General features: G+C 61.4%; 19 protein-coding genes. 10 read left to right on the forward strand and 9 right to left on the reverse strand.

Annotated features, from left to right (window positions below; translation table 11 throughout):
* Positions 1 to 7 precede the first annotated feature (7 nt).
* A complete protein-coding gene (locus tag ACB034_RS04150; protein WP_042027699.1) occupies positions 8 to 1,357 on the forward strand; it encodes an APC family permease in 1,350 nt (449 codons plus the stop codon).
* Positions 1,358 to 1,448: 91 nt separating this feature from the next.
* Here the strand turns inward: ACB034_RS04150 and ACB034_RS04155 are convergent, their stop codons facing one another.
* On the reverse strand, positions 1,449 to 2,003 hold the full coding sequence (locus tag ACB034_RS04155) for a hypothetical protein (protein ID WP_371172166.1): 555 nt from the start codon (positions 2,001 to 2,003) through the stop codon (positions 1,449 to 1,451).
* A 207-nt stretch (positions 2,004 to 2,210) separates the two neighbouring features.
* A complete protein-coding gene (locus tag ACB034_RS04160; protein WP_124239869.1) occupies positions 2,211 to 2,543 on the reverse strand; it encodes a hypothetical protein in 333 nt (110 codons plus the stop codon).
* Positions 2,544 to 2,833: 290 nt separating this feature from the next.
* On the opposite strand from ACB034_RS04160, the gene ACB034_RS04165 reads away from it, so the two are divergent.
* Together ACB034_RS04165 and ACB034_RS04170 are read left to right on the forward strand one after the other, a co-directional pair.
* Positions 2,834 to 3,982 carry a sodium:phosphate symporter gene (locus ACB034_RS04165; RefSeq protein ID WP_042027705.1) on the forward strand — a complete coding sequence of 383 codons (1,149 nt, stop codon included), beginning with the start codon at positions 2,834 to 2,836 and terminating at the stop codon, positions 3,980 to 3,982.
* A gap of 142 nt (positions 3,983 to 4,124) precedes the next feature.
* The gene (locus tag ACB034_RS04170) at positions 4,125 to 4,595 is read left to right on the forward strand and encodes an FKBP-type peptidyl-prolyl cis-trans isomerase (RefSeq protein WP_371172167.1); all 471 of its coding nucleotides are present in this window, start codon (positions 4,125 to 4,127) and stop codon (positions 4,593 to 4,595) included.
* A 198-nt stretch (positions 4,596 to 4,793) separates the two neighbouring features.
* On the opposite strand, the gene ACB034_RS04175 is transcribed toward ACB034_RS04170, so the two are convergent.
* The gene (locus ACB034_RS04175; protein WP_371172168.1) at positions 4,794 to 6,575 is read right to left on the reverse strand and encodes a gamma-glutamyltransferase family protein; all 1,782 of its coding nucleotides are present in this window, start codon (positions 6,573 to 6,575) and stop codon (positions 4,794 to 4,796) included.
* A 172-nt stretch (positions 6,576 to 6,747) separates the two neighbouring features.
* Positions 6,748 to 7,659, reverse strand: coding sequence for a recombination-associated protein RdgC (rdgC, locus tag ACB034_RS04180; protein WP_026456883.1), 912 nt, complete (start codon positions 7,657 to 7,659; stop codon positions 6,748 to 6,750).
* A gap of 179 nt (positions 7,660 to 7,838) precedes the next feature.
* Between rdgC and ACB034_RS04185 the strand changes: the two genes are divergently transcribed.
* From ACB034_RS04185 to ACB034_RS04195, 3 genes are all read left to right on the forward strand, one after another.
* Positions 7,839 to 8,267: a GNAT family N-acetyltransferase gene (locus tag ACB034_RS04185; RefSeq protein ID WP_026456882.1), complete on the forward strand. Its 429-nt coding sequence runs from the start codon at positions 7,839 to 7,841 to the stop codon at positions 8,265 to 8,267.
* A gap of 103 nt (positions 8,268 to 8,370) precedes the next feature.
* Positions 8,371 to 9,597, forward strand: a complete 1,227-nt coding sequence (locus ACB034_RS04190) for an exonuclease SbcCD subunit D C-terminal domain-containing protein (protein ID WP_371172169.1) — start codon at positions 8,371 to 8,373, stop codon at positions 9,595 to 9,597.
* Positions 9,594 to 13,346 carry an AAA family ATPase gene (locus ACB034_RS04195; protein WP_371172170.1) on the forward strand — a complete coding sequence of 1,251 codons (3,753 nt, stop codon included), beginning with the start codon at positions 9,594 to 9,596 and terminating at the stop codon, positions 13,344 to 13,346. Before ACB034_RS04190 ends, ACB034_RS04195 begins: the two co-directional genes overlap by 4 nt.
* A gap of 92 nt (positions 13,347 to 13,438) precedes the next feature.
* Here the strand turns inward: ACB034_RS04195 and ACB034_RS04200 are convergent, their stop codons facing one another.
* Positions 13,439 to 14,203 (reverse strand): class III extradiol ring-cleavage dioxygenase, encoded by a 765-nt coding sequence (locus ACB034_RS04200; RefSeq protein ID WP_371172171.1) that lies wholly within the window; start codon positions 14,201 to 14,203, stop codon positions 13,439 to 13,441.
* Positions 14,204 to 14,920: 717 nt separating this feature from the next.
* Here ACB034_RS04200 and pykF point away from each other — a divergent pair.
* Both pykF and mscK read left to right on the forward strand, forming a co-directional pair.
* Positions 14,921 to 16,333, forward strand: coding sequence for a pyruvate kinase PykF (gene pykF / locus ACB034_RS04205; RefSeq protein ID WP_042027715.1), 1,413 nt, complete (start codon positions 14,921 to 14,923; stop codon positions 16,331 to 16,333).
* Positions 16,334 to 16,481: 148 nt separating this feature from the next.
* Positions 16,482 to 19,805 carry a mechanosensitive channel MscK gene (mscK, locus tag ACB034_RS04210; RefSeq protein WP_342012941.1) on the forward strand — a complete coding sequence of 1,108 codons (3,324 nt, stop codon included), beginning with the start codon at positions 16,482 to 16,484 and terminating at the stop codon, positions 19,803 to 19,805.
* Positions 19,806 to 20,261: 456 nt separating this feature from the next.
* Here mscK and crr read toward each other — a convergent pair whose 3' ends face one another.
* The 4 genes from crr to cysK all read right to left on the reverse strand — a co-directional run bounded on the left by crr (position 20,262) and on the right by cysK (position 24,266).
* The gene (gene crr / locus ACB034_RS04215; protein ID WP_026456550.1) at positions 20,262 to 20,771 is read right to left on the reverse strand and encodes a PTS glucose transporter subunit IIA; all 510 of its coding nucleotides are present in this window, start codon (positions 20,769 to 20,771) and stop codon (positions 20,262 to 20,264) included.
* 43 nt (positions 20,772 to 20,814) lie between these two features.
* Positions 20,815 to 22,542: a phosphoenolpyruvate-protein phosphotransferase PtsI gene (gene ptsI / locus ACB034_RS04220; protein ID WP_042027718.1), complete on the reverse strand. Its 1,728-nt coding sequence runs from the start codon at positions 22,540 to 22,542 to the stop codon at positions 20,815 to 20,817.
* A gap of 44 nt (positions 22,543 to 22,586) precedes the next feature.
* Positions 22,587 to 22,844, reverse strand: a complete 258-nt coding sequence (locus ACB034_RS04225) for an HPr family phosphocarrier protein (RefSeq protein ID WP_026457936.1) — start codon at positions 22,842 to 22,844, stop codon at positions 22,587 to 22,589.
* A gap of 453 nt (positions 22,845 to 23,297) precedes the next feature.
* Positions 23,298 to 24,266: a cysteine synthase A gene (gene cysK, locus ACB034_RS04230; RefSeq protein ID WP_042027719.1), complete on the reverse strand. Its 969-nt coding sequence runs from the start codon at positions 24,264 to 24,266 to the stop codon at positions 23,298 to 23,300.
* A 167-nt stretch (positions 24,267 to 24,433) separates the two neighbouring features.
* Here cysK and ACB034_RS04235 point away from each other — a divergent pair, with 167 nt between their 5' ends.
* On the forward strand, positions 24,434 to 25,276 hold the full coding sequence (locus tag ACB034_RS04235) for an AAA family ATPase (RefSeq protein ID WP_371172172.1): 843 nt from the start codon (positions 24,434 to 24,436) through the stop codon (positions 25,274 to 25,276).
* The gene (locus ACB034_RS04240) at positions 25,277 to 26,440 is read left to right on the forward strand and encodes a VWA domain-containing protein (RefSeq protein ID WP_371172173.1); all 1,164 of its coding nucleotides are present in this window, start codon (positions 25,277 to 25,279) and stop codon (positions 26,438 to 26,440) included. It begins immediately after the preceding gene.
* Positions 26,441 to 26,470: the final 30 nt, after the last annotated feature.

Here is a 26,470-nt window from a genome sequence, read left to right on the forward strand (position 1 = left end):
AAGCGTAATGGCATCTCAAGGCGCCAAGCTGCTCAAGACCCTGACCCTGACTCAGGTTATCGTAATGGGTCTCGCCTATCTGACCCCCATGGCCGTATTCGACACCTTCGCCATCGTCGGTGACATCACCGAAGGCCGGGTCGCCACCGCCTACCTGCTGGCGCTGGGCGGCATCCTGCTGACTGCCCTCAGCTATGGCCACCTGGTGCGCAAGTTCCCCTCCGCGGGCTCTGCCTACACTTATGCCCAGAAGGTGTTCAACCCCTACGTCGGTTTCATGGTCGGCTGGTCATCCCTGCTCGACTACATGTTCATGCCGATGATCAACATCCTGCTGGCCAAGATCTACCTGACCGCCATGTTCCCGGGTGTCGATCCCTGGATCTTCATCTTCGGCCTGGTGACCGTGATGACCTTCCTCAACCTGCGCGGCATCAACCTGGTGGCTAACTTCAACGGCGCCATCGTCTTTATCCAGCTCGCCATCATCGTCGTCTTCATTGGCCTGATGGGCTGGGGCCTCTACCATGGCGAGGGTGCCGCCACCCTGATGAGCAGCCGGCCGTTCCACTTCGAGAGCGCCAGCATGGTGCCACTCTTTACCGGTGCCACCATCCTCTGCTTCTCCTTCCTGGGCTTCGATGGCCTGAGCTCCCTCTCGGAAGAGACCCCGAACGCCGGCAAGGTGATCCCCAAGGCGATCGTGCTGACCGCCCTCATCGGTGGCGTCATCTTCGTAGTGGTCTCCTACTGCCTGCAGCTCTATTTCCCGGATCTGGCCCGCTTCAAGGAGCCGGACGCCGTGCTGCCCGAGATCGCTCTCTACGTGGGCGGCACCCTGTTCCAGAGCATAGTGCTGGTGTGCACCACGGTCGCCGTACTGGCCTCCGGCATGGCGGCCCACGCCGGTGTCTCCCGCATCCTCTACGTGATGGGCCGCGATCGCATGATCCCGGAGCGGGTGTTTGGCTACATTCACCCCAAATACCGCACCCCGGCCATCAACGTACTGCTGGTGGGCGCCCTGGCCCTCTCCGCGGTGTCGTTCGATCTGGACATGGCGCTGGCGCTGGTGAACTTCGGTGCCCTGGTAGCCTTCACCTTCGTCAACCTGTCGGTCATCGGCCAGTTCTGGGTCCGCGAGAAACGCAACAAGAGCCTGAAAGATCACCTGATCTACCTGCTGCTGCCGCTGCTTGGCGCCGCCACCATCGGCGCCCTGTGGATCAACCTGGAGCAAAGCTCCCTGGAGCTGGGCCTGATCTGGGCTGGCCTCGGCGTCACCTATCTGTTCCTGCGTCTGGCGGTGTTCCGCATCCCGTTCCGCCAGTACGAAGAGGCGACCGACGCTCAATAATGGCGCGGATACCGGATAGCAAAAGGGGAGCCACTGGCTCCCCTTTTTAATGCGCTGGCCAGGGGGACGGCGCTCCCCTGCCTCTTATCCGTCAGTATGTACCCGTGTGGCGCAGCGCCGCCTTGCCCGCCGCCTTGAGCGGATCATCCACCACGTTATCGACCCGATCCTTGGCGTTGCGTGCCTTGTGGTAGGCCTCATCCATCCCGGTCGCCTCGGCCGCCTTGCGCCTGGCGTAATCCCCCGGGTTCTCTACCGCATTCTCGACCCGCTGCTTGGTGTTACGCGCCCTGTTGTAGGCTTCATCGACCCCGACCGCCTCGGCCGCCTTGCGCTTGGCGTAATCCCCTGGGTTCTCTACCGCATTCTCGACCCGCTGCTTGGTGTTGCGCGCCTTGTTGTAGGCTTCATCGACCCCGGTCGCCTCGGCAGCCTTGCGCTTGGCGTAATCCCCCGGATTGTCTATAGCGTTCTCGACCCGCTGTTTGGTGCTGGCCGCCGAGCAGCGGCTGTTGACGCCGGTCGCGCTGTTGACCGCGGAACCTATCGCCATATCCTTGGCGCTGCAACCGGAGGAAAGAAGATTGGCCTGGGACGGCAGGGAGGCCAGCGCCAGAGGCAGGAGGAGAAGGGACCAATGTTTCATGACAGACTCACCATTGCTAATAACATGACGCCGCAGTGTACCCTCCCAGGCCCGGCCTTGGCACCGAATAGCTCCTTTATGCTCTTTAGGCTCCTCTGAGCGCGCTTTCTCCGTCAGTTTTTAACGCGCCGACGACCTGCCAAACAAAAAGGGAGCCATTGGCTCCCTTTCTTGCGCTGCACGGCGTACCGCTGGCGGCTCCCAGCCTTAGCCCTTGTTGACCACGGCGGTGGCGGCCGACTTGACCGGATCCTTCACCACCTTCTTCACGTCCTTGCTGGTCTGCTTGATATCGTCGCGCGTCTCCTTGAGGCCATCTGTCTTGTTGTCGATCGCCTCGGCGGTGTTCTTCTTCACCTCTTTCACTTCTTTCTTGGCGTCCTTGGTCTTCTGCTCCACCAGCTTGTCGGTATCACAGCGTCCCTTGACCCCCAGGGTCGCGTTGAGGGCTTCGTTTTTGGCCGCTTTTTCGAGATTGCACTCGGCCTGCACGCCGGCAGACAGCAACCCCAGGGAAACACACAGTATCCATGCACGCATGACAGCACCACTCTCTTTGATGGAAGGAACAACAGCCAGCATATAACGCTGGCAGCCAAGCACAAGCACGAATACGAACGGAGCCCTTCATCATCATGCTCAGGAAAAGGAGCCGACAGTTTCTGACCGATTTCGCCAAAAAAGATCTCCCCGAGTGGTCAACCAGCGCACAGGGCCATGTCATCAAACCATCATAAAAGTGTCACTTTGTCATATTTCTGTCATGGAGCCTTGCTTAAATGCGCCTGTCATCAACTACCCAAGACGGAACGACCGTCCCAAGAGGCTTTATGCAACACAATGACTCCTTGCCGCAGCAGACCGCGACCCGCGCCCTGTTCAACTGGATGAGTGTTATCGTACTGGTCTATCTGATCCTGGTCGCCGTCGGCGCCGTTTCTCATGGTTTCAAAGGCTTCTCCGGCGGTGCCGAGGGTGCCGCCCAGATCTTCGCGTTTGCCAACAACCCCTTCGTCGCCCTGCTGCTCGGCATTCTGGCCACTGCCCTGGTGCAATCCTCCAGCACTGTGACCTCCGTTATCGTCGGCCTGGTGGCTGGCGGCCTGCCCATCAGCATGGCCATTCCCATGGTCATGGGCGCCAACCTCGGCACCACCATCACCAACACCATCGTCTCCCTGGGTCATATCCGGGATCGGGCGGAATTTCGCCGCGCCTTCGCCGCCGCCACCGTCCATGACTTCTTCAATCTCATGGCCGTGGCCATCTTCCTGCCCCTGGAGCTGATGTTCGGCCTGCTGCAAAAGAGCGCCGAGACCCTGGCTACCTTCTTCACCGGTTCCGCCGACATGTCGATGAAGGGGATGGATTTCATGAAGCCGCTGACCGCCCCGGCCCAGCAGCTGATCGACAGCGCCGTCGCCTTCCTGCCGGGCAAGGGTGCCTCCATCGCCACCATCATCATCGGCATCCTGCTGATCCTGGGCTGCGTGACCTATCTGGGCAAGGTATTGCAACAGGTGCTGGTCGGCCGCGCCAAAGAGGTGCTGCACAAGGCGCTGGGCCGTGGCCCCATGAGCGGCATCGCCTCCGGTGCCCTGGTGACCATCATGGTGCAGTCCTCCTCCACCACCACCAGCCTGATGATCCCGCTGGCCGGCGGCGGCGTGTTCAGCACCCGTCAGCTCTATCCCTTCACCCTGGGCGCCAATATCGGTACCACCATCACGGCCCTGCTGGCTGCCACCGCCATCAGCGGCGCCGGTGCCCAGCTGGCCCTGACCATCGCCCTGGTTCACGTGCTGTTCAATGTCTTCGCCGTCATCTTCATCTACGGCATCCCGGCCCTGCGCGACCTGCCGGTGCGCGCCGCCGAGTGGCTGGCCCGGGTTGGCAGCGAGAACAAGCTGCTGGCACTGGGTTACGTGGCAGGTCTCTTCTTCGCCCTGCCCGCCCTGATGATGGTGGCCGCCAAGTAACGCTCATCATGAAAACGAGGGGGAGGAGCCTGGCTCCTCCCCCTTCTCATTTGCCTGTTCTGTCACATCCTGCCCCGCCCCGACTCGCCCTGACGCCACGGCTGGGATAAGATGCCGCTCTCGTTCTCACAAGGGAAAATCGATGAAATTCATCCTGATCGCGCTGCTGGTTGCCGGTGTCGCCTACTACTTCTACACCAGCAGCAACAACAAGAAGCTGGCCGCGGAAAACGTGCGCATCGGCGCCGAGTTCCTCGCCGGCAACAAGGAAAACCCGCTGGTGACCACCACCGCCTCCGGCCTGCAGTATGAGGTGCTCACCAAGGGCAGCGGCACGGTTCACCCCACCGCCACCAGCAAGGTGAAGGTGCACTACGAGGGAAAACTGCTGGATGGCACCGTATTTGACAGCTCGGTGGTCCGTGGCGAACCCATCGAATTTGGCCTCAACCAGGTGATCCCGGGCTGGACCGAAGGGGTACAGCTGATGGTGGAAGGGGAAAAGACCCGCTTCTACATTCCCGCCAACCTGGCCTATGGCGATCGCGCTGCTGGCAAGATCCCGCCCGGCTCGGTACTCATTTTCGACGTGGAGCTACTGGGCATCCAGTGACGCCTCTTCCGGGACCGATAACAAGCTGGCCCGTAGCAATCACATCACCGGCAAGATCCCACTGAGCAATTCTGTCCTGATCTTCGACGTGGAGCTGCCAGGCATCCAGTAACGCATTCTTCGAGCCCGTCACGCACCAACAACAAGGCCAGCATCATGCTGGCCTTGTTGTGATGGAACGGCTGCGACGGGAACACCTCACTCCCCCTTGGCGATCCCCTCGCGGCGCGGATCGGCGGCGCCAAACCATCCCTCTTTGTTGCGCTCTACCCCCTGCAGGCCAGAAGTCTGCTCATTGAGCACCACCTCGTGCCCCCTCGCCTTCAGCCCCTCAACCACGGCATCCGGGGTGCGTCCCGCCTCCAGCTCGGTAGGACCGTTGCGGCTGCCAAAGTTGGGCAGGTTGATGGCCTGTTGCAGATTGAGGCCCCAATCCTGGGTCCCCAGCAGCGTCTTGCCCACATAGTTGATGATGGCCGAACCACCCGGGGAGCCCAGACTCATCTCCAGCTCGCCGCTTGCCTTGTCAAACACCAGCAGGGGCGACATGGAGGAGCGCGGCCGCTTGCCGGGCTCCACCCGGTTGGCCACCGGCAGGCCGGCAGCATCCACCGAGGTGAAGGAGAAGTCGGTGAGCTGGTTGTTGAGCAGATAGCCGTTGACCATCTGGCGCGAGCCGAAGCCATCCTCGATGGAACTGGTCATAGAGATCGCCATGCCGCTCGGGTCGACGATGGAGATGTGGCTGGTCGACGGCAGCTCGGGGGTGGCATCGCGGCCCATGGCCAGCGCCTGTGGCGGCGAGCCCGGTTGAGCTATCCCCATGGAGCGTTCGCCGATAAGCCGCCCACGCTCAGCCAGATAGCCTTTATCGAGCAGGCCGGCCAGCGGTACCGATACGAAACGGCTGTCGGCCACATACCGGTTGCGATCGGCGAAAGCGAGGCGCGCCGCCTCGCTGTAGAGATGGATGGCGTCAGCCGAGGCGGCAAGCCCCCCTGCCGGGGTGGTGACGGGTGTGAGGGCCGCCATATTGCGACTCTCCAGCATGCCGAAGATCTGGCCAAGCGCGATGGTGCCCGACGAGGGGGTCGGGAAGCCGCACACCTTGCTCTGGCGATAGTCAAAGCAGAGGCCGTCACTCACCCGGGCCCGGTAGCTGGCCAGATCGGCGGCGCTGAGCACTCCGGGATTGGTGGCATGACCGCGCACCTTGGCCACCATGGCATCGGCCAGCGGCCCCTGATAGAAGGCATCAGCCCCCTGATCTGCCAGCGTTTTCAGAACTTTGGCCAGCGCCGGGTTGGTCAGCCGTGTGCCCGCCGGCTTGGGGCTGCCATCAGGCTGGTAGAAGTAGGCGCGCGCCTGTGGGTCTTTGGCGAGATAGGGATCTTTTGCCAGCTGGGTGACCAGGCGCGGGCTTATCACAAACCCCTGCTCCGCCAGGGTGATGGCCGGCGTGAACAGACTTGCCCAGGGCAGCTTGCCATAACGCTCGTGGGCCAGCGCCAGGGCGCGCACAGTGCCGGGTGCCCCGACTGAGCGGCCGCCCACCACGCCATCGTAGAAGGCCATCGGCTGACCATCTTTCATGAACAGCTGATCCGTGGCCGCAGCGGGGGCCGTCTCCCGGCCATCCACCGCGCTGACCCGTTGGCCATCCCACACCAGCAGCAGGGAGCCGCCACCGATGCCGGAGGATTGCGGCTCCACCAGGGTCAATACCAATTGCACCGCGATGGCGGCGTCCACGGCGCTGCCACCCGCCTTGATGATCTGGTAGCCCGCATCCACCGCCAGCGGATTGGCGGCAGCCACCATGAAGTCACGGCCCTGCCAACCCTGTTTCTCCTGCCAGCCGCTGGCCGCCTCCGGCGCGATCAGGGTCTGGGGTGGCGCAGCATAGTGAAAGCCCGGTTCGCTGGTACAGCCGGCCAGCAGGGCAAGGGCGATGGCTAGCCCCAGGGGGTTGCGCAACATGACACTCTCCTTGTCTGTTTTATGACCATAAAGGACGACTATGTCACGATTGGCGCTGATGACTCAAGTTACCTAGCCAAATCAATATTTTACTCATTTATCAACAGATTGAACCGACTCATGCGGCCATAAAAAAACCGCCCGCAGGCGGTTCTTGCTGACAAGGAGTGCATCAGATGGACTGCTCTTCCCCGCCCATGGCGGCAAACAGCGCCGGGATGAACTGGGCCAGCTCTGCGGTCACCAGGGCGAAATCGGCATCCAGACGGGCTGCCGGATCCTCGCTGGTGATGTCGTCATTCTGCTCGCGCAGCTCTTCGCTGAACTTGAGGCGCTTGATGGAGAGATCGTCCCCCAGCACGAAGCTGATGGTCTCGCCCCAGTTGAGAGCCAGCTTGGTCACCAGCTTGTCGTTGGCCAGGTGGTTCTTGATCTCGTCGGTCATCAGATCCTGCTGCTTGCAGCGGATGATACCGCCGTGCTCCATGGCGCTGCGCAGCTCGGCTTCATCCTCCAGGGTGAAGGAGGCCGGCAGATTGCCTTCGTTCAGCCACTCGGTCATGGTGATCTCGGGCGGGTTCTTCAGGGCCACCGGCACCACCGGCAGGGAACCGATGGACTTGCGCAAGAGGGCCAGCAGATCGTCCGCCTTCTTGGCGGAGCCCGCATCCACCACCATCAGGTTGTCGGCAGGGTTGATCCAGGCGAAGGTCTGGCTGGTGCGGCTGAAGGCGCGCGGCAACAGGGTGTGGAGGATCTCCTCCTTGAGCGCTTCCTTCTCTTTCTTCTTGAGGGCCCGGCCCTGCTCGAACTCGATCGCCTCTACCTTCTCCGCCAGCATCTCCTTGACCACGGTACCCGGCAGCATTTTCTCCTCCTTGCGGGCACAGATGAGGATGTGACCGGAGGCGCTGTGGGTCAGGGTGGAACCGAATTTGCCAAGAGGCTTGACCCACCCGAAACGGGACATGTCCTGACTGCCGCACGGGGTGAAGGCGCAGGCCTCAAGCTGAGTCTCCAGCTGATCCACGGTCAGGTCAAAGGGGCGGGTAAAGCGATAAATCTGCAGGTTTTTAAACCACATGGCGTCCTCGGTCTCTAGATTGTCCGGCGGGCATTGTACTAGAGAGGCGCTTTGTGATCAGCCAATCATTCTCGCTAAATAAAGGACGATCGACGTCACAGGGAGTCATGTTCGCCCCCGACTCGATCGGCAAACTCCCCTAGACTGCGAATGTTTGAATTGTTAACAAGGATCAAAGCATGTTGCGGCCGAGTAGCCCGAAAGACATGGAAGAGATCGTCGAAATCTGGCTGCTGGCCTCCCTGCAAGCACACGATTTCGTCGATGCCTCCTGCTGGTGGCAGGCCCAGGAGGAGTTGCGTTCCCGCTATCTGGATCGTGCCCGCATCTGGGTGTTTGAGGAGCGCGGCGACTTGCTTGGCTTTATCGCGCTGGTGGATGACTACCTGGCGGCCCTGTTCGTACGCCCCGACCGGCAAGGGCGCGGCGTGGGTCATGCCCTGTTGCAGGAGGCCAAACGCCAGGGGGCTTCGCTGTATGCCAGGGTGTTCGTGGAAAACGAGCCGGCGGTGCGCTTCTATCGCCGTCACGGCTTCATGATCGAGGGCGAGGAGTCCGATCCCTTTACCGGCCACCCGCAATACCGGATGCGCTGCATACCCGCTTGACGCCAAGCTGGCGGCCAGTTTCCCTTGAAAAAAGCGAGAGGGATCCTCATCTTGTCTCCATCGGGTGCCGTTAGCACCGTCCCAGGATCCGGGTTGCTTTCTCATGAAAATCCTCCATACCGCCGACTGGCACCTTGGCCATCAACTCCATGGCCATGACCGCCGTTTTGAACACGATGTCTTCCTCGACTGGCTGACCGACACCCTCAAGGCACGCCAGATAGACGCCCTGCTGGTCGCAGGCGATCTGTTCGATACCGCCAATCCCCCCGCCAGCGCCTGGCAGCAGCTCTACCGCTTTCTGGCGCGGCTGCGGGCCGAGATGCCCAACCTCGACATGGTGCTGATCGGGGGCAACCACGACTCCCCTTCCAAGCTCGATGCCCCCCACGAACTGCTGCGGGCCTTCGATCTCCATCTGGTGGGCAGCATCAGCCGGGACAAGGATGGCCAGCTTGAGACCGATCGCCTGCTGGTGCCGCTGCACGACAACGAAGGCAAGGTGGCCGCCTGGTGCGCCGCCGTGCCGTTTCTGCGCAGCAGCGATCTGCGGGTCGAACCGCTGGCCGAGGGGCAGGACAGACTCATTGAGGGGGTGCGTCAGATTTATGCAGAAGTGCTCGCCGAGGGGCGCAAGCGCTGCGAGCAGGATCAAGCCCTGATCGCCATGGGCCATGCCTATCTGGCGGCGGGCCAGCTCTCGGAATTGTCGGAGCGACGGGTGCTTGGCGGCAACCAGCACGCCCTGCCCGCCGACATCTTCGCTGGCGCCGACTACACGGCGCTGGGCCACCTGCATCTGGCCCAGCGCCCGGCTGAAGGCGTTCACTACAGCGGCTCGCCGCTGCCCCTGTCGCTGACCGAGACCGGCTACCGCCATCAGGTACTAGAGGTGACACTGGAAGCCGGCCAGCTCACAGCGGTAGAGCCTATCCCGGTGCCCCGCAGCGTCGAGATGATCCGCCTGCCACTGGGCTCCCTTGACGAGGCCCTGGCCGCCATCGACGCGCTTGAGTTGCCGGATCGCCCGCAGGAGGCGCAACCCTTCCTCGAGGTGCGACTGCTGCTGCCCAAACCCGAGGCCCGTATCCGCGAGCGCATTCTGGCGGCGCTGGCGGGCAAGCCGGTGCGCCTCGCCCGTATCAACACCCAGTATCAGGGGTCGGGACAGGGGCTGGCCGATGGCCGTGAGCGGCGCAGGCTGGACGAACTCTCCCCCACCGAGGTGTTTCGTCTCTGTTATCAACGCCAGTTTGAAGGTGAGCCCGAGGTCGGGCTGGTTGCCTCGTTTGAAGAGATCCTGGAGCAGGTGAAGGAGGCCGGCGCATGAAAATTTTATCCCTGTCAGGTGAAAATCTGGCCAGTTTGACCGGCCCCTTCACCATCGACTTTACCAAAGGGGCCCTCGGCGCCACCGGACTGTTCGCCATCACGGGCAACACGGGGGCGGGCAAGAGCACCTTGCTCGACGCCATCTGTCTGGCGCTCTATGACGAGATGCCGCGCTTTGTCGCCAACCGCAAGAACGTGGCCGAGGTGGGCCGCGCGGACGACGAGGAGAAGCTCAAGGCCAACGACGTGCGCGGCATCCTCAGCCGCGGCCACGCCAGCGGCTTTGCCGAGGTGCAGTTTCGCGGCTGTGACGGTCGCACCTGGCTGGCCCGCTGGGCGGTGCGCCGGGCCCGTAACCGGGCTGAGGGGCGCTTTCAGGCCCAGGAGCGCAGCCTGACCGACGTCGAGTCGGGCCAGGTTTTCTCTGGCAGCAAACGGGAATTGCAAGAGCGCATCGACGAGCTGGTGGGGCTCTCCTGGGAGCAGTTTCGCCGTGCGGTGATCCTGCCCCAGGGGGAGTTTGCCGCCTTCCTCAAATCCGATGCCAACGAACGCTCCGCCCTGCTAGAGCGGATGACGGGCACCGAGCTCTACTCCGCCATCTCCATCCAGACCTATGAACGGGCGCGGGAAGAGCAGCAGAAGCTCGCCGCCATCGCGCAGCGCCTCGGCGACGTGGCGCTGATGGACGAGGCGACCCGTGAAGCGTGGATCGCTCGCCAGCTCACCCTCTCCACCACCCTCAAGCACGAACAACAGCAGCGCCAGCTGATGCAGGATCTGCGGGAGTTGGATGGCCGCATCGCAGCCCAGTTGCAGGGGTGCCGCGAAGGGGAAGAGGCACTGAGCGCTGCCCGGCAGGCTCACGATGCTGCGGCCCCCGAGCGGGAGGAGTTTGCCCGGGCCGAGCAGGCCCAGGTGGCCCGCGCCGATCACGATGAGCTGGCGCGCCTCACCCTGGAGGTGCAGCAGCAGGAGAAGGTGATCGCCGAGCTTGGGCCGGAGCTGGACCGCCTCGAGGAGCAGGCCAGACAAAATGCGCTCCATGAGCAGCAGTTGCTGGCGGACAAGATTGCTGCCGAGCGGGAGTGGGGCGCCCTGCAACCCGAGCTCAAGCGAGCGCAGGAGCTCGACACCCGGCTGCTGGAAAAACAGCAGCAGTTGCAGAAGATCCAGCAGGAGGGAAGCCAGGAGCGCGAGGTGCAGCTCACCCTGGAGCAGAGCTGGCAGGAGCTGAGCCAACAGGTAGCCGCCCTCAAGAGCCAGTATCAGCAGTGGGGCGCCTGGCTCGAAGAGCACAGGGAGCTGGCTCCCCAGGCTCGCCAGTGGCAACCCCTGCTCACCGCGATGCAGGATTGGGCCGAGGATGCCGACAAGCTGCAACAATTGCTGACCCTGCGCGAGCACAAGGTGCGTGCGCTGCAGCAGTTGCAACACCAGCTGGAGCAAGGCCGGCAGGAGCGTGACTACTGGCGCCAGGAGCAGGAGCGGCTGCAAAAATTGCAGGACGATCTGCAGGAGGAGCAGTGGGAGAGCCGCCTTGCCAAGGCGCAGGAGCAGTGGCAATTGCAGACAGAACAGCTGGGCCAGCTGCGCCAGCTGCTGGATCTCGCCAACTATGGCCGCAACCACGGCGAGCAGCACGATCGCCTGCAACAAGAGATAGCCCAGCAGGAACAAGCTCTGACCCGGCTCGCCAGCCAGGGCCAGGAGCTGGCCCCCGCCCTGGAGCGGCTGGCGGTGCAACGTGACGAGGCGCGCCACGCCCTGGAGCAGGCCCGCGCCGTGGCGAGCTTCGAGCAGTATCGCCACGTGCTGAGCGATGGCACCCCCTGCCCCCTTTGCGGCGCCGAGGAGCACCCCTACAGCCAGAGTCAGCCCCAGGTGGCAGGGATCCTGGGTCAGCTGGCGGAGCGAGCTCGCAGCCTGGAGCTGGAGTGGGAACGGCTCAATCACCAGCACATGCAGGGCGAAGGGGAGCGCCAGGAGCTGACCCGCCAGCTCGCGGTGCGTCGCCAGCATCTGCCCGAGCTGGCGGCGAGATCCGAGCAGCTGACCCAGCACTGGCAACAGCTCGGTGGGGAGGCGCTGCTCGGCCACCCCTTGCCACTGCGCCAGAGCCCTGCCGAATGGGAGCACCTGCTGGACACCCTACTCGGTCGTGGCCAGGCGCTGGAAGAGGGGCTGGCCCAGAGCCAGCAGACCCTGCGTCAGGCCCAGCAGGGGCAGCAGCAGTTGCAGGGCATCCGCCAGCAACTCAGCCAGCTGGCCACCCGCCATCAACAATTTGATCAGCAGTGGCAGGAGGCCGACCGCCAGCGCATCGCCTGGGAAGGGGAGGTGAAGGCGATGGGCGAGCAGGAGAGCACCCTGCGCCTGCGCCTCGAACAGGGGGCCAACCGGCTCGACGAGCAGATGGGGGGCCAACCCTGGCGCCAGTGGCTAGGCAGTCAGCAGTGGCGCGAGTGGCAGCAGACCTGCGAGGCCTATCTGCACGGCCAGAGCGAGTGGGAGCGACTGGCCGGCGAGATTGCCAGCCTCACCCCGACCCTGAGTGCCCAGGAGGCCCGCCTGCAGACCCAGCGCGAGCGGCTGCACAAGCTGGAGCGTGACTATAAGGAGCACGAACAGCAGCGCCAGGGATTGCTGGCGAGCCGTGCGGCCTGCCTGGAAGGTGAAGGGATCCCCCAGGTCGAGGCTCGCTGGCAGGCGCGGTTGCAGCTGGCCGCCAGCCAGCTCGACGAAGTAGCCGGCGCCGGGCGCACCCTGCGGGAGCGACTGACCGAGCTCAAGACCCGCCTCGCCCATGTGGAGCAGGAAAAGCAGGTGAGCAGCCGCCGCAAACGCGAGGTGTTGGGACGCTGGGCCGCTCACGCCACTACCCTCGGCATCGCCGAATATGATCTGCGCCGTCTGCTGGCTATCGGCCAGGAGGAGCTCAAGGCCCGCCGCGCCGCCCTGCAGTCACTGGACGATGCCCTGGCCGAGGCCCGTACCCGCCTCACCGAACGGCAACGAGCGCTGGCACAGGAGCAGAGCAAGCGGGAGCGTTATCAGGAACATCACCCCGAGCTGGCCTCCCTCTCCGAGCAGGCACTCGGCGAGCGGCTGGCAGCGCAGGAGAACCAGTGTCGCACCCTCGACGAGCAGCTGTTCGAGTGCCGCAGCACCCTGGCCCAGGCGGAGGCCGCCGCCCTCAAGGCGGGCAGCCTGCAAGAGGAGTTGGCGAGCCAGCAGGCGGTGGCGGATCACTGGCAGCAACTGTGCGATCTCATCGGCCAGGCCAACGGTGCCAAGTTCCGCACCTTCGCCCAGAGCCTCACGCTTGAGCGCCTCCTGCTGGAGGCCAACGCCCAGCTCGGCGAGCTCTCCCCCCGCTACCGGCTGGAGCGGGTGCCCGGCACCGATCTCGCACTCCAGGTGGTGGATCTCGACATGGGGGACGAGGTGCGCTCGGTGGACTCCCTCTCCGGTGGCGAGAGCTTCCTGGTGTCGCTGGCCCTGGCGCTGGCCCTCTCCAGCCTGTCGTCGCGCCAGACCCAGGTCGAGTCGCTCTTCATCGACGAGGGGTTCGGCACCCTGGATCCGGACAGCCTGGATCTGGCGCTGGCCAGCCTCGACTCCCTGCAGGCGGCCGGTCGCCAGATCGGGGTCATCTCCCATGTACAGACCCTGGTGGAGCGGATCGGGGTGCAGGTGAGAGTCGAGGCTCTCGGCGGCGGAGAAAGCCGGGTGATCGTGCCCTGACTGGCACCGCTTGGTCCCATCGGTACCGGGATTGCATAGCAAAAGACCCCGCCAATGGCGGGGCCTTGTCGTTCATGCCCACAGCGAGCGCCTTAGTCGAAGCGGTAAGCCCCCATATAGAGACTGCCCAGATCCCAGCTTTCGTGCAGCCGGACAGGGCTCGCCCCACTGGCGGCACCCAGCGCCACAAACAGGGGGCGCAGGTGATCGTCGTGGGGATGGGACTCCACCGCCCCGGGGGCCAGCCGGCGATAGTCGAGCAGCGCCTGCTTGTCCCCTTGCGCCATCATCTGCTCGAGCCAGCGGACAAACTCCCGGGCCCAGGGGGCCGTGGCGGAGTGATCCGGTCCGAGCACCCTCAGGTTGTGGGTGATGGCGCCGGAGGCAAGGATGCCGATCCCCTGCTCGCGCAGCCGGCCCAGCGCTTCCCCGAGCTGCCACAGCTGCGCCGGGGTGAAGTTCACGGGGATGGATATCTGCACCAACGGGATCTCGCTGTCCGGGTCGATCAGCGACATGGGTGACCAGACCCCGTGGTCCAGCTCCCGCCGCACGGTACTGACCTGCCATCCGGCCACCGCCAGCTCGTCACCCACTGCCTGCTGCAGCCAGGTCGGGCTGCTGGCGGGCCAGCGCATATGGTAGAGCGGCTCGGGGAAGCCGTAGAAATCGTACATCAGGGCCGGAGCCGGCTCGACGTTGAGCTCCAGCTCGCGGCTGAACCAGTGGGCGGAGATGACCACCAGCCCCTTGAGCCCCTCCAGTCGCAGGGTGCTCAGGAAACGAGTGGCGGGGCGATCCCGCAGCACCAGATCCGGGGCGCCGTGGGAGATAAACCAGACAGGGGCAAGGGACATGACAGTCACTCCAACAAGGTATCGGGTGGCGCCATTCACAAGGAATAACGCCGTTGGAGTACATTATCTGCCCACCCTTTCAGGTTAACAATCAGGTGAAATGGATAAGCACTGTTTACCAATTATTGATAATCATCGAGAGCTAAAACCCTGCTTCACTCTTGCCGCTCTGCGGGCAAGTGAGCATTTCGTTTATCGGTACCCCTCTCCCCCGCAACTAGGAGACGGCTGGCCAGCCTGGTGGCCACTTGCTGATCCTGCCATTCCCGCCAGCCCAGTGTCAGCGCACTTTCGTGCCGTGGCACTCCGCTTAGCCAGCCTTGATTGTCTGGCCAAAAGCGCGTTGGCATCACCAGCAAGCTGGCCCCCAGCAGAAACAGCCCGGGCCCCGCCCATCCACTGTTTTTCATCCTGAAACCCTTCAGATGCCGACGAATGAACTAACATTCTTGCCCATGCGGGTGACAGGACGGTGACACTGAGCAAGTTGTCATTTTACAACATTTGCTCCTGAATCGGCCGCCAAGACACAGATGGAAACACTTGTCCCCTGTCAGCTCAGACCAGTAGGTGTATACCCTGAAAAGTGACAATCAGGAAAACGTTATCCCTGAAAAGAAAACGTTATCTAGTCAAAACGTTGTTTCTGGATCATAAAAAGAATCCAAAAACTGGTGTATATTGCTCGGCGGAAACTCCTTAACCATGAAGACTGACATGAAAAAGACCAAAATTGTCTGCACCATCGGTCCCAAGACCGAATCCAAAGAAATGCTGGCCAAGATGCTGGATGCCGGCATGAACGTCATGCGCCTGAACTTCTCCCACGGTGACTACGAAGAGCACGGTACCCGTATCAGCAACCTGCGTGCCGTGATGGCCGAAACCGGCAAGCAAGCCGCCATCCTGCTGGACACCAAGGGTCCCGAAATCCGCACCATGAAGCTGGAAGGTGGCAACGATGTCGCCTTGGTCGCCGGCCAGACCTTCACCTTCACCACCGACCAGACCGTGGTTGGCAACAAGGACAAGGTCGCCGTGACCTATCCGGGTTTCGCCAACGACCTGCGCGTCGGCAACCGCATCCTGGTTGACGATGGCCTGATCGGTCTGGACGTCATCGAAATCACCGAGCGCGAAGTTGTCTGTAAAGTGCTGAACAACGGTGACCTGGGCGAGAACAAGGGCGTCAACCTGCCGGGCGTCTCCATCAAGCTGCCGGCCCTGGCCGAGAAAGACAAGCGCGACCTGATCTTCGGTTGCGAGCAGGGTGTTGATTTCGTTGCTGCTTCTTTCATCCGCAAGAAAGAAGACGTACTGGAAATCCGTGAGCACCTGAAGGCCCACGGTGGCGAGAACATCCAGATCATCTCCAAGATCGAAAACCAGGAAGGCCTGGACAACTTCGACGACATCCTGGCTGTCTCCGACGGCATCATGGTCGCTCGCGGCGACATGGGTGTAGAGATCCCGGTTGAAGAGGTGATCTTCGCCCAGAAGATGATCATCGCCAAGTGCAACAAGGCCCGCAAAGTGGTCATCACTGCGACCCAGATGCTGGACTCCATGATCAAGAACCCGCGTCCGACCCGCGCCGAAGCCGGCGACGTGGCCAACGCCATCCTGGACGGTACCGATGCGGTCATGCTGTCCGGTGAATCCGCCAAGGGTAAATACCCGCTGGAAGCCGTGACCATCATGGCCACCATCTGCGAGCGTACCGATGCCGTGATGCCGTCCAACCTGTCTGCGTCCAACGACAGCAACAAGCTGCGCATCACCGAAGCCGTGTGCAAGGGTGCGGTAGAGACCACCGAGAAGCTGGATGCCCCGCTGATCGTGGTTGCCACCGAAGGCGGCAAATCCGCCAAGGCCATCCGCAAGTACTTCCCGAAAGCCTGGATCCTGGCCATCACCACCAACAAGAAGACTGCTGCCCAGCTGGTACTGACCAAGGGTGTCATGACTCACGTGGTTGACAGCATCGCCTCTACCGACGATTTCTATCGCATCGGTAAAGAAGTGGCGCTGGAGAGCGGCATGGGTCAGAAGGGTGACGTGGTTGTCATGGTTTCCGGTGCTCTGGTACCGAGCGGCACCACCAACACCGCTTCTGTTCACGTACTGTAATCCGTACCGAACTGCTGAAAACGGCGCCTGCGGGCGCCGTTTTTTTTATCCCTCCCCCTGCTTCCCTGACAAACCCGATGATAGAATCCACGCGGTTTTAATTTAAGCGGGATATCCCCCGTACATCGAGTAATAACCCGGAAGTTTTATGCTCTCAATACGATTGAAAAGAGCCTCGGCCACCCTGTTGCCGCTGCTCTGTCTACTCGCCAGCCTCTGCACTGCGCAGGCCATGGCACAAGAGGTTCCCCAGCGCGCCAGCGTCCAGCGTGCCCTGGACAGCCTGGGTAAATCCGAGACCCTCACCGTCTCGCAACAAGCCGATCAGAAATTTCTGACCGACACCCTCAGCCTGCTCGACAGCATCGACAAGGAAGAGGCGAAGGCCAAGGCCCAGGCTCAGCGGATCCGGGCACTTCCGGCCGAGATCCGCGACATCGGCGCCAAACTCAACGCCCTGAACGAGGGCAAGAGTGCGGAGCAGATCAAGAGCGAATACGCCAGCATGAGTCTGAACGAGCTGGAGAGCCGCCAGCCCGATGTGCTGGCGAACATGCAAAACGCCCAGGAAGCCCTCGGTGCCATCGCCAGCCAGCTCACCAATCTGCAGACCCTGCCGGAGCGCGCCCAGACCAGCATGAGCCGGGTCTACCTGCGCAGCCAGGAGATCCGCAGCCGCCTCAATACCGGCGAGGGTGTCAGCAGTGCCGAGAAGATGAAGCTCAATACCGAGCTGGCACTGCTCGAGTTGCAGCTGGCCAATCTGCAGAAGGAGCTGGACAACCGTACCAGCATGCAGGATCTCGCGATCAAGCAGCGCGACTACCAGAGCGCCCGTCTCGCCAGCGAAGAGCAAAAGCTGCAACTGCTGCAGGAGCAGAGCAGCGCCAAGCGCCTGGGTGACACCGAGAAAACCGCCGAGCAGACTGGCGAGTTGGTGGCCACCGAAGACAGTCCGCTGGTACAAAGAGAGCAGGAGATCAACCACCAGCTCAGCCAGCAACTGATCAGCGCCACCACCAACCTCAACTCGCTGGTGCAGAAGAATCTGCAGGCCAAGAGCTGGCTGGAGCGCGGCACCCAGACCGAACGCAACCTCAATGAACAGGTGCAGATGCTCAAGGGCAATCTGCTGCTCTCGCGCATTCTCTATCAGCTCTACCAGCAGCTGGAGGCGGCACCGACCGTCGCCGTCAAGAACCTGGAAGAGCAGATTGCCGACCTGCATCTGGCCCAGTTCGAGCTGAGCCAGCAACGCGACCAGCTGTTCCAGAAGAACCAGTATCTGGACAACCTCATCGCCCAGAGCCCTGATCCCGTCACTGCCGAAGACAGGGCCAGCCTCTCCAAGCTGCTCGATACCCGCATCAATCTGCTGGATCAGCTCAACCGCCAGCTCGACAGCCAGCTCACCAATGCCATCAGCCTGCAGCTGACCCAGCAGCAGCTGAGCCGGGTCTATGCCTCGGTCGAGTTTACCTTGCAGCAACATATCTTCTGGGTAAGCAGCAACAAGCCCATCGACGGCAAGTGGTTCATCAGCTGGCCGGCCCAGGCCTTCAAACAGGCCTCCGACTGGGTGCTGAAACCTGACTGGAAGGGTTGGGGGGAAATGGTGCTGCCCATCTCGCTGCTTTCCCTTCCCCTGATGCTGGTCGCCGGTCTGCTGATCTGGAAGCGCCCGACCCTGATCGAGCGCCAGAAGAAGATCGCCAAGGATCTGGGCCGCTTCCGCCAGGACAGCCAGTGGCATACCCCGGCGGCCCTCTTATATACCGTGCTGGAGCGCCTGCCGGGCAGCCTGTTCATCCTCGCCATCGGCCTGCTGCTGACCTACTGTGGTCTGCTCACTCCCAAGCTTATCTTCCAGATCACCCTGAACCTCGCACTGGGTTATCTGGTGTTCAGCGTCTACCTCTCCGTGATGCGTCCGGGCGGCATCGCCGAAAGCCACTTCCGCATACCGAAAGCCGAGCTGCAGGCCAAGCGCAACAGCATGCACTATCTATGGCTGCCGCTGCTGCCCCTCATCATGCTGTCGACCAAGGCGGTAGTTGAACCCTCCACCCTTGGCAACGACGTGATCGGCCAGGCGCTCACTCTGGCGCTACTGGGCCTGACCGCCTATCTGGTCTTCCCCATCTCCCGCGCCCGCATGAAGGGCGAGACGAGCATGCAGAAGTCCATCGTCGCTATGGCTCTGGCGCTGGCCCCCGTGGCCCTGATCATACTGGTCGGTCTGGGCTACTACTACACGGCATTGAAACTGACCGGTCGCCTGATCGAATCCTTCTACATGCTCATCCTCTGGAGCCTGGTCTATCGCACCGCCCTGCGTGGCCTCGAGCTGGCGGCCCGCCGCCTGGCCTACCGCCGTGCCGTGGCCAAGCGGGAGCACAAGGCCCAGGAGGATGCGGAAGGGGGAGAATCCATCGAAGAGCAGCCCATGGATCTGGAAGAGGTCAGCCAGCAGTCCCTGCGTCTGACTCGCACCGTGCTGCTACTGATCTTTGGCGTCGCCTTCTACTGGCTCTGGTCCGATCTGGTGGCGGTCTTCGCCTACCTCGACAGCATGGTGTTGTGGCATCGCAGTGAAGGGACTGGCGCCAATGCAGTGCTCTTCCCCATAAGCCTGAGCGACGTGCTGATCGGTTTCCTCCTGCTGGGGGGAGCCTGGTCGCTGGCCCGCAACCTGCCGGGTCTGCTGGAGGTGCTGGTGCTCTCCAAGCTGAACCTAGCCCAGGGCACCGCTTACGCCATCACCACCATGCTCAACTATGTGCTGATCGGGGTCGGCTCGCTGACCGCTCTCTCCATGATGGGCGTCCAGTGGGACAAGCTGCAGTGGGTAGCGGGTGGCCTGTCAGTCGGTATCGGTTTTGGCATGAAGGAGATCCTCTCCAACTTCGTCTCCGGCATCATCATCCTGTTCGAGCGTCCGGTACGGATCGGTGACACCGTCACCATCGGCAGCTTCTCCGGCACCGTCTCCAGGATCCGCATTCGTGCTACCACCCTGACCGACTTCGACCGCAAGGAAGTGATCATCCCCAACCAGCAGTTAATGACCGAACGGCTGATCAACTGGTCCCTGAGCGACACCATTACCCGCGTCATCGTAAGGGTCGGGGTGGCCTATGGCTCCGATCTCGAGCTGACCCGTACCCTGCTGATGCAGGCGGCCATGGAGAACAGCCGGGTGCTCAAGGATCCGGAACCCATCGTCTTCTTCCTCACCTTTGGCGCCAGCACTCTGGATCACGAGCTGCGCTTCTTCGTGAGCGAACTGGGTGATCGCAACCCGGCCATTGACGAGCTGAACCGCAAGATCGATGCCCTGTTCCGCGAGAACGGCATCGAGATCGCCTTCAACCAGATGGATGTCTACATCAAGAACATGCAGGGAGAGGAGCAGAAGCTGGAGTCCCACTCCAGCCTGCCGCCTGCAGAGCCCGGCCAGCAGCCAGCCTGATAATTCTTGCCGGCCGTGCCGATGACAAAAGCCGCTCACCCTGTGAGCGGCTTTTTTATGCCTGCTAAGGCAGAGGAGGGCCACGACAAGACCCCTTCCCAGTGTTCTGCGCAAGGAGACAACCCATATGAGCCAGCCAGATGCACCGCCTCCCTTGCTAGCCTTCTGCTCACCCTATCAGGGTGCCTACGCCTTCCAGCCGCTTATGGATATGATGGCCGTTGCCAACCGTAGACCATAGGCCGCTGAGCGCTCACGTAGAACGTAGAACGTAGAACGTAGAACGTAGAACAGTTATCAGTGCGACCTCCTGTTTCGCACTCATGACCGGGCTGATGAAATAACGCACTTCTCCTGTGCTGAAAGCGGCTTGCACCATAGAACAGCGGCCATAAAAAAACCGAAGCACAAGGCTTCGGTTTTTTGCTGCAGTAACTGGCACAGGCCAGCGCTGCATTATTTCTTGATGCGGATAACCGGGGTCTCACCCACAACAACGGCACCAGTCATCTTCACCAGCTCTTTGATCTCGTCCATGTTGGAGATGACCACCGGAGTCAGGGTAGATTTGGCTTTCGCTTCCAGAACGGCCAGATCGAACTCGATGATGGTGTCGCCACGCTTGACCTGTTGACCTTCCTGAGCGATACGGGTGAAGCCTTCACCTTTCAGCTCAACGGTGTCGATACCGAAGTGAACGAACAGCTCGATACCAGAGTCGGATTCCAGAGAGAACGCATGGTTGGTCTCGAAAATCTTGCCGATGGTACCGTCGCACGGAGCAACCATCTTGTTGCCAGCCGGCTTGATGGCGATACCGTCACCCACAATTTTCTCAGCGAAGACAACATCGGGCACATCTTCGATCGGCACGATTTCGCCTGACAGCGGAGCAAAGATTTCGATGCCACCGGTATCAGAGCTATCGTCGGAAACCAGTTTCTTCAGTTTATCAAACAGACCCATAGTAAAGCTCCTAGAGATGATTTGTCGCTGTTTGCAGCCGATCTTAGCAGACTGCCTTCTGCTTAATAAAGTTATCTACACAGGCTTCGATTTCTGCGGCAGTGGCGAAGCTCAGTGCTTGGTCAGCCATCGCCTTCACATCTTCGAAGTTGGTGTTGCGGATAAGCTTCTTGATACGCGGTACAGAGATGGCGCTCATGGAGAACTCATCCAGACCCATACCCAGCAGCAGCAGGGTGGCACGCTCGTCACCAGCCAGTTCACCACACATACCGGTCCACTTGCCTTCGGCGTGGGACGCATCGATAACCATCTTGATCAGGGTCAGGACGGAGGGTGACAGCGGGTTGTACATGGCGGAGATCATCTCGTTACCACGGTCGACAGCCAGGGTGTACTGGGTCAGGTCGTTGGTACCGATACTGAAGAAATCCACTTCCTTGGCCAGATGATGAGCCATGACGGCAGCAGCCGGGGTCTCGATCATGATACCCACTTCGATGGCTTCATCAAAGGCTTTGCCTTCGGCACGCAGTTCGGCCTTCAGCGTCTCTACGGTAGCTTTGAGGCTACGGAACTCTTCGACGGAGATGATCATCGGGAACATGATGCGCAGTTTGCCGAAGGCAGACGCACGCAGAATGGCCCGCAGCTGGGCGTTCATGATGTCGGCGCGATCGAAGAAGATACGCACGGCACGCCAGCCCAGGAAGGGGTTCATCTCTTTCGGGAAATTCATGTACGGCAGTTCTTTGTCGCCGCCGATGTCCATGGTACGGACGATGATCGGCTGATCCGGCATCGCTTCGGCCACTTCTTTGTAGGCTTTGAACTGCTCGTCTTCGGTCGGCAGCGCATCGCGATCCATGAACAGGAACTCGGTACGGTACAGACCCACGCCTTCGGCGCCATTACGGATGGCACCCTCGGTATCCTTCACGGTACCGATGTTGGCGCACACTTCGACCTGGTGACCATCCAGCGTGATGGCAGGCAGATCCTTGAGCTTGGCCAGTTCGTCCTTCTCGGCCTGGAACTGGGCCTGGATCTCTTTGAACTTGGCCAGTTGCTCGGCAGTCGGGTTGATCACGATCTGGTTGTTGATCGCATCCAGCACCAGCACGTCACCGTTCTTGACGCGCTCGGTGATATCGTTGGTACCCACGATGGCCGGCAGCTCCAGGGAGCGGGCCATGATGGAGGTGTGGGAGGTACGGCCACCGATGTCGGTGACAAAGCCCAGCACGTACTTCAGGTTGATTTGAGCGGTTTCGGACGGGGTCAGGTCTTTGGCGACCAGGATAACCTCTTCGTCGATGGTGCTCAGGTTGACAACGGCGATGCCCAGTACGTTCTTGACCAGACGGGTGCCGATGTCACGGAAATCGGTGGCGCGCTCACGCAGGTAGGGGTCGTCCAGCTCGGCCATCATCTTGGCGTACTGTTCGATAACCTCGTAAATCGCCTTGTCGGCGGAAGCCTTGTTGTCTTTGATGAAGGATTTGATATCCCCTTCCAGCTCCTCATCTTCGAGCAGCATGATGTGACCTTCGAAGATGGCCTCTTTTTCCTCACCGAAGGTACGACCAGCCATCTCTTTGATGGCTTCCAGCTGGGCAGCTGACTTGGTGCGAGCTTCGAGGAAACGGTTGATCTCGGCATCAATCTGATCGGCGGAAATCTTGCCTTGATTGATAACGATCTCATCTTCTTTCAGAAGAAGCGCCTTACCGAATGCGATACCGGGGGACGCAAGAATGCCAGATATCATAATCCTTCCTATTAAAACGACTGTGGGGGAGGAATAAAGCTGGATTACTCCAGCTCGTCCATCAGGGCAACCAGCTTCTCAACGGCTTGCTGAGCATCCGGACCTTCGGCCTGGATGGTCACGTTGGTGCCTTTGGTCAGGCCCAGGGTCTGCAGCTTGAACAGGCTCTTGGCGCTGGCGGACTTGCCACCGGAGACCACAGTGATCTCGCTTTGGAATTCTTTGGCTTCTTTCACGAACTGAGCTGCCGGACGGGTGTGCAGGCCGTTTTCAGCAGTAATAACAACAGACTTCTCGTACATGGTTTCACCCCATATTATTGATATTTTTTGATGGATTGAGCGTTTATCAAACGATTCGCCCCACCGTGTCAGTATGGATATGTTGTAAAGTAACGAAAGCAGACCCGCAATGGTTTAATCCAGGTCAAGTTTCTGTGCAGTAATCGGTTTGTTGGCCGGTGTTTTTCCGTTATCCGGCTGAAAGCCGCATCAGGACTGGCCTGAAATTAATTTATAACGAAAAATAACACTTTGTTACTTTGTGATACCTAGCCATCAAAAACCGCGTGACGCCGCACAGGATATGAGATTTATCACAGAATGTCTGCTTTTTTTGTCGCGGCAACGCTTGTTATTTTACCCCAAAAAATAAGGGTCGAGTGACGCTCCCTCGCGTCACGGCCAAGTGCAGAGTCTAGTCCATAACAAAACGGCGCTCCGAGGAGCGCCGTTGTTTTGAAAAGATCCGTACATTTACTGCTGCAGTTCCTGCTCGGTGAACACCCCGGCAAACAGGGCGCTGGAGAGGTAACGCTCCGCCGCGCTCGGCAGGATGACAACGATGGTCTTGCCTTCAAACTCCGGCAGCTCGGCCAGACGGCTGGCTGCGACCACGGCGGCGCCCGAGCTTATCCCGGCCAGGATGCCCTCCTCTTCCATCAAACGGCGCGCCATCTCGATAGCCTCGTCGCTGGTCACCTGCTCGACACGGTCCAGCAGGGTCAGGTCCAGGTTGCCCGGGATGAAGCCGGCGCCGATCCCCTGGATCTTGTGGGGGCCCGGTTTGATCTCTTCACCCGCCAGTTTCTGGCTGATGACAGGAGATTCGGCCGGCTCGACGGCCACGGAGACCACGGCCTTGCCTTTGGTCTGTTTCAGATAGCGGGAAACACCCGTGATGGTACCGCCGGTGCCGACGCCGGCCACGAACACGTCCACCTCACCATCGGTGGCGTCCCAGATCTCGGGGCCAGTGGTTTTTTCATGGATTTCCGGGTTGGCCGGGTTTTCGAATTGCTGCAACAGGACATATTTGCCCGGCTCGGATTCGAGGATCTCGTTGGCCTTGGCGATGGCACCCTTCATGCCGAGCGGCCCCTCGGTCAGTACCAGGTTGGCTCCCAGGGCCTTGAGCAGCTTGCGACGCTCCAGGCTCATGGTGGCCGGCATGGTCAGGGTGATGGGATAGCCACGAGCTGCGGCCACAAAGGCCAGAGCAATACCCGTGTTGCCGCTGGTGGGCTCGATGATCTCCTTGCCCTTGGTCAGCACGCCGCGCTTCTCGGCATCCCAGATGAGATTGGCGCCGATCCGGCACTTGACGCTGAAGCTCGGGTTGCGACTCTCGATCTTGGCCAGCACGCGGCCCTTGGTAACACGGTTGAGACGAACCAGCGGGGTGTTGCCTATGGTCTGGCTGTTGTCCTCGAAAATTTTGCTCATGGTGCTATCCCTGTGTTTGTTAAGGCGATGAAACAAGATTACCCTGTGGTTTCTGAATGAGAAGTGACGAATCGTTATAACAATATGTTATTACAACATATAGAGCTTATTCTCTCACTGAGTCCCGCCATCACCACGGGCCTCCCCTCGTCAAAGGATCGGACGCTATGGGATTTTCAGGAAGCAGCCACTATCTTGCCTCTGATGCACTGAGCATGGCGGTCAATGCCGCCATCGTGCTGGAGAAGCCGCTGCTCATCAAAGGCGAGCCGGGCACCGGCAAGACGGTGCTGGCCGAGGCGGTCGCCGACCATCTGGGCACTGAACTTATCGCCTGGCATATCAAGTCCACCACCAAGGCCCAGCAGGGGCTCTACGAATACGATGCGGTGGCCCGGCTGCGGGACTCCCAGCTCGGCGACCAGAACGTCGCCAACATCGACCACTACATTCGCCGCGGCAAGCTGTGGCAGGCCTTCACCGCCGACCAGCGACCCGTGCTGCTTATCGACGAGATCGACAAGGCGGACATCGAGTTTCCCAACGATCTGCTGCTGGAGCTGGATCGCATGGAGTTCGACGTCTACGAGACCGGCGAGCGCGTCAAGGCCCGCCAGCGCCCCGTGGTCATCATCACCTCCAACAACGAAAAAGAGCTGCCGGATGCCTTCCTGCGCCGCTGCTTCTTTCACTACATCCGCTTCCCCGACAAGGCCGAGATGCAGGCCATCGTCAGGCTGCACTATCCGAAGTTGAAAGATGCGCTGCTGGAGGAGGCCATGGCGCTCTTCTTCGAGCTGCGCGAGGTAGAGGGACTGCGCAAGAAACCCTCCACCTCGGAGCTGCTGGACTGGATCCGGCTGCTACTGGCCGACGATATCGCCCCGGAGGCGATGCGCACCCGCGAGCCCGGCAAGCTGGTGCCCGCCCTCTATGGCGCCCTGCTCAAGACAGAGCAGGATCTGCACCTCTTTGAGAAGCTCGCCTTTCTGGCCCGCCGTGGTAGCTAGATGCTGATCGATTTTTTTACCCACCTGCGCCGCCACAAGCTCCCCTGCAGCCTGCGTGAATTGCTGGATCTGCACGCTGCCCTGGGGGCTCGCCTGGCCAGCGTCGATATGGATGACTTCTATCTGCTTGCCCGCACCCTGCTGGTGAAAGACGAGGCCCATTTCGATCGCTTCGACCGCGCCTTCGCCGAATACTACGACGGCCTGCAGGCCACTCCCCTGCTGCCCGAAGCGCTACCCGACGACTGGCTGCGCAAGGAGTTCGAGCGGCTGCTGAGCCCCGAGGAGAAGGCGTTGCTCAAGTCCCTCGGCGGACTCGACCAGCTGCTGGAGACCCTAAACCAGCGCCTGGCGGAGCAGAAAGAGCGTCACGCCGGCGGCAACAAGTGGGTCGGCACTGGCGGCAGCAGCCCGTTTGGCCACGGCGGTTTTCACCCCGAAGGGATCCGCATGGGGGGAGAGGGACAGCACGGCCGGGCGGTCAAGGTGTGGGAGGCGCGTCACTATCGCAACTTCAGCGACGACTCGCCTTTGAGCCAGCGGGCCATCCAGCTGGCCCTGCGCAAACTCAGGCGCTGGGTGCGCCAGGGCAGCCCCGACGAGCTGGATCTCGACGACACCATCCAGAGCACGGCCAGGCAAGGCTGGCTCGATGTGAAGCTGCGCCCCGAGCGCCACAACGGGGTCAAGCTCTTGGTCTTTTTCGACGTGGGGGGCTCCATGGATGCCCACGTGGCCGAAGTGCAGCGGCTCTTTTCCGCCCTGCGCCACGAGTTCAAGCACCTGGAGTACTTCTACTTTCACAACTGTCTCTACGACTTTGTCTGGCAGGACAACACCCGCAGGCACGAGGAGCGCTTCGACACCCTGCGGCTGCTGCGCACCTACGGCAGCGACTACCGGGTGATCCTGGTGGGGGATGCCACCATGGGCCCCTACGAAATCACCTGGCCCGGCGGCAGTGTCGAACAGTGGAACGAGGAGCCCGGCCAGGTGTGGCTCGCCCGGCTGCAGCAGCACTTCCCCAAGCTGGTGTGGATCAACCCCACACCGCGCCGGGAATGGCTCTGGCACCCTTCCATCAAGCTGATGAACGAATTGATCGGCGGGCGCATGCACCCGTTGACCCTGGCCGGTCTCACTCAAGCTATCGACCAGCTGTAATGAACCTCTCTACCCGAACGGACAACAAGC

Origin of the sequence: Aeromonas sp. S18(2024) (genome assembly GCF_041402525.1) — a bacterium.
Lineage (GTDB): Bacteria > Pseudomonadota > Gammaproteobacteria > Enterobacterales > Aeromonadaceae > Aeromonas > Aeromonas enteropelogenes.

Coding starts and splice junctions, on each gene's coding strand:
- ACB034_RS04235 (WP_371172172.1), top strand. CDS start 24,434: ATGGGATTTTCAGGAAGCAGCCACTATCTTGCCTCTGATGCACTGAGC.
- ACB034_RS04150 (WP_042027699.1), top strand. CDS start 8: ATGGCATCTCAAGGCGCCAAGCTGCTCAAGACCCTGACCCTGACTCAG.
- pykF (WP_042027715.1), top strand. CDS start 14,921: ATGAAAAAGACCAAAATTGTCTGCACCATCGGTCCCAAGACCGAATCC.
- crr (WP_026456550.1), bottom strand. CDS start 20,771: ATGGGTCTGTTTGATAAACTGAAGAAACTGGTTTCCGACGATAGCTCT.
- ACB034_RS04225 (WP_026457936.1), bottom strand. CDS start 22,844: ATGTACGAGAAGTCTGTTGTTATTACTGCTGAAAACGGCCTGCACACC.
- ACB034_RS04195 (WP_371172170.1), top strand. CDS start 9,594: ATGAAAATTTTATCCCTGTCAGGTGAAAATCTGGCCAGTTTGACCGGC.
- ACB034_RS04160 (WP_124239869.1), bottom strand. CDS start 2,543: ATGCGTGCATGGATACTGTGTGTTTCCCTGGGGTTGCTGTCTGCCGGC.
- ACB034_RS04170 (WP_371172167.1), top strand. CDS start 4,125: ATGAAATTCATCCTGATCGCGCTGCTGGTTGCCGGTGTCGCCTACTAC.
- ACB034_RS04200 (WP_371172171.1), bottom strand. CDS start 14,203: ATGTCCCTTGCCCCTGTCTGGTTTATCTCCCACGGCGCCCCGGATCTG.
- ptsI (WP_042027718.1), bottom strand. CDS start 22,542: ATGATATCTGGCATTCTTGCGTCCCCCGGTATCGCATTCGGTAAGGCG.
- mscK (WP_342012941.1), top strand. CDS start 16,482: ATGCTCTCAATACGATTGAAAAGAGCCTCGGCCACCCTGTTGCCGCTG.
- ACB034_RS04185 (WP_026456882.1), top strand. CDS start 7,839: ATGTTGCGGCCGAGTAGCCCGAAAGACATGGAAGAGATCGTCGAAATC.
- ACB034_RS04240 (WP_371172173.1), top strand. CDS start 25,277: ATGCTGATCGATTTTTTTACCCACCTGCGCCGCCACAAGCTCCCCTGC.
- ACB034_RS04165 (WP_042027705.1), top strand. CDS start 2,834: ATGCAACACAATGACTCCTTGCCGCAGCAGACCGCGACCCGCGCCCTG.
- ACB034_RS04190 (WP_371172169.1), top strand. CDS start 8,371: ATGAAAATCCTCCATACCGCCGACTGGCACCTTGGCCATCAACTCCAT.
- rdgC (WP_026456883.1), bottom strand. CDS start 7,659: ATGTGGTTTAAAAACCTGCAGATTTATCGCTTTACCCGCCCCTTTGAC.
- ACB034_RS04175 (WP_371172168.1), bottom strand. CDS start 6,575: ATGTTGCGCAACCCCCTGGGGCTAGCCATCGCCCTTGCCCTGCTGGCC.
- ACB034_RS04155 (WP_371172166.1), bottom strand. CDS start 2,003: ATGAAACATTGGTCCCTTCTCCTCCTGCCTCTGGCGCTGGCCTCCCTG.
- cysK (WP_042027719.1), bottom strand. CDS start 24,266: ATGAGCAAAATTTTCGAGGACAACAGCCAGACCATAGGCAACACCCCG.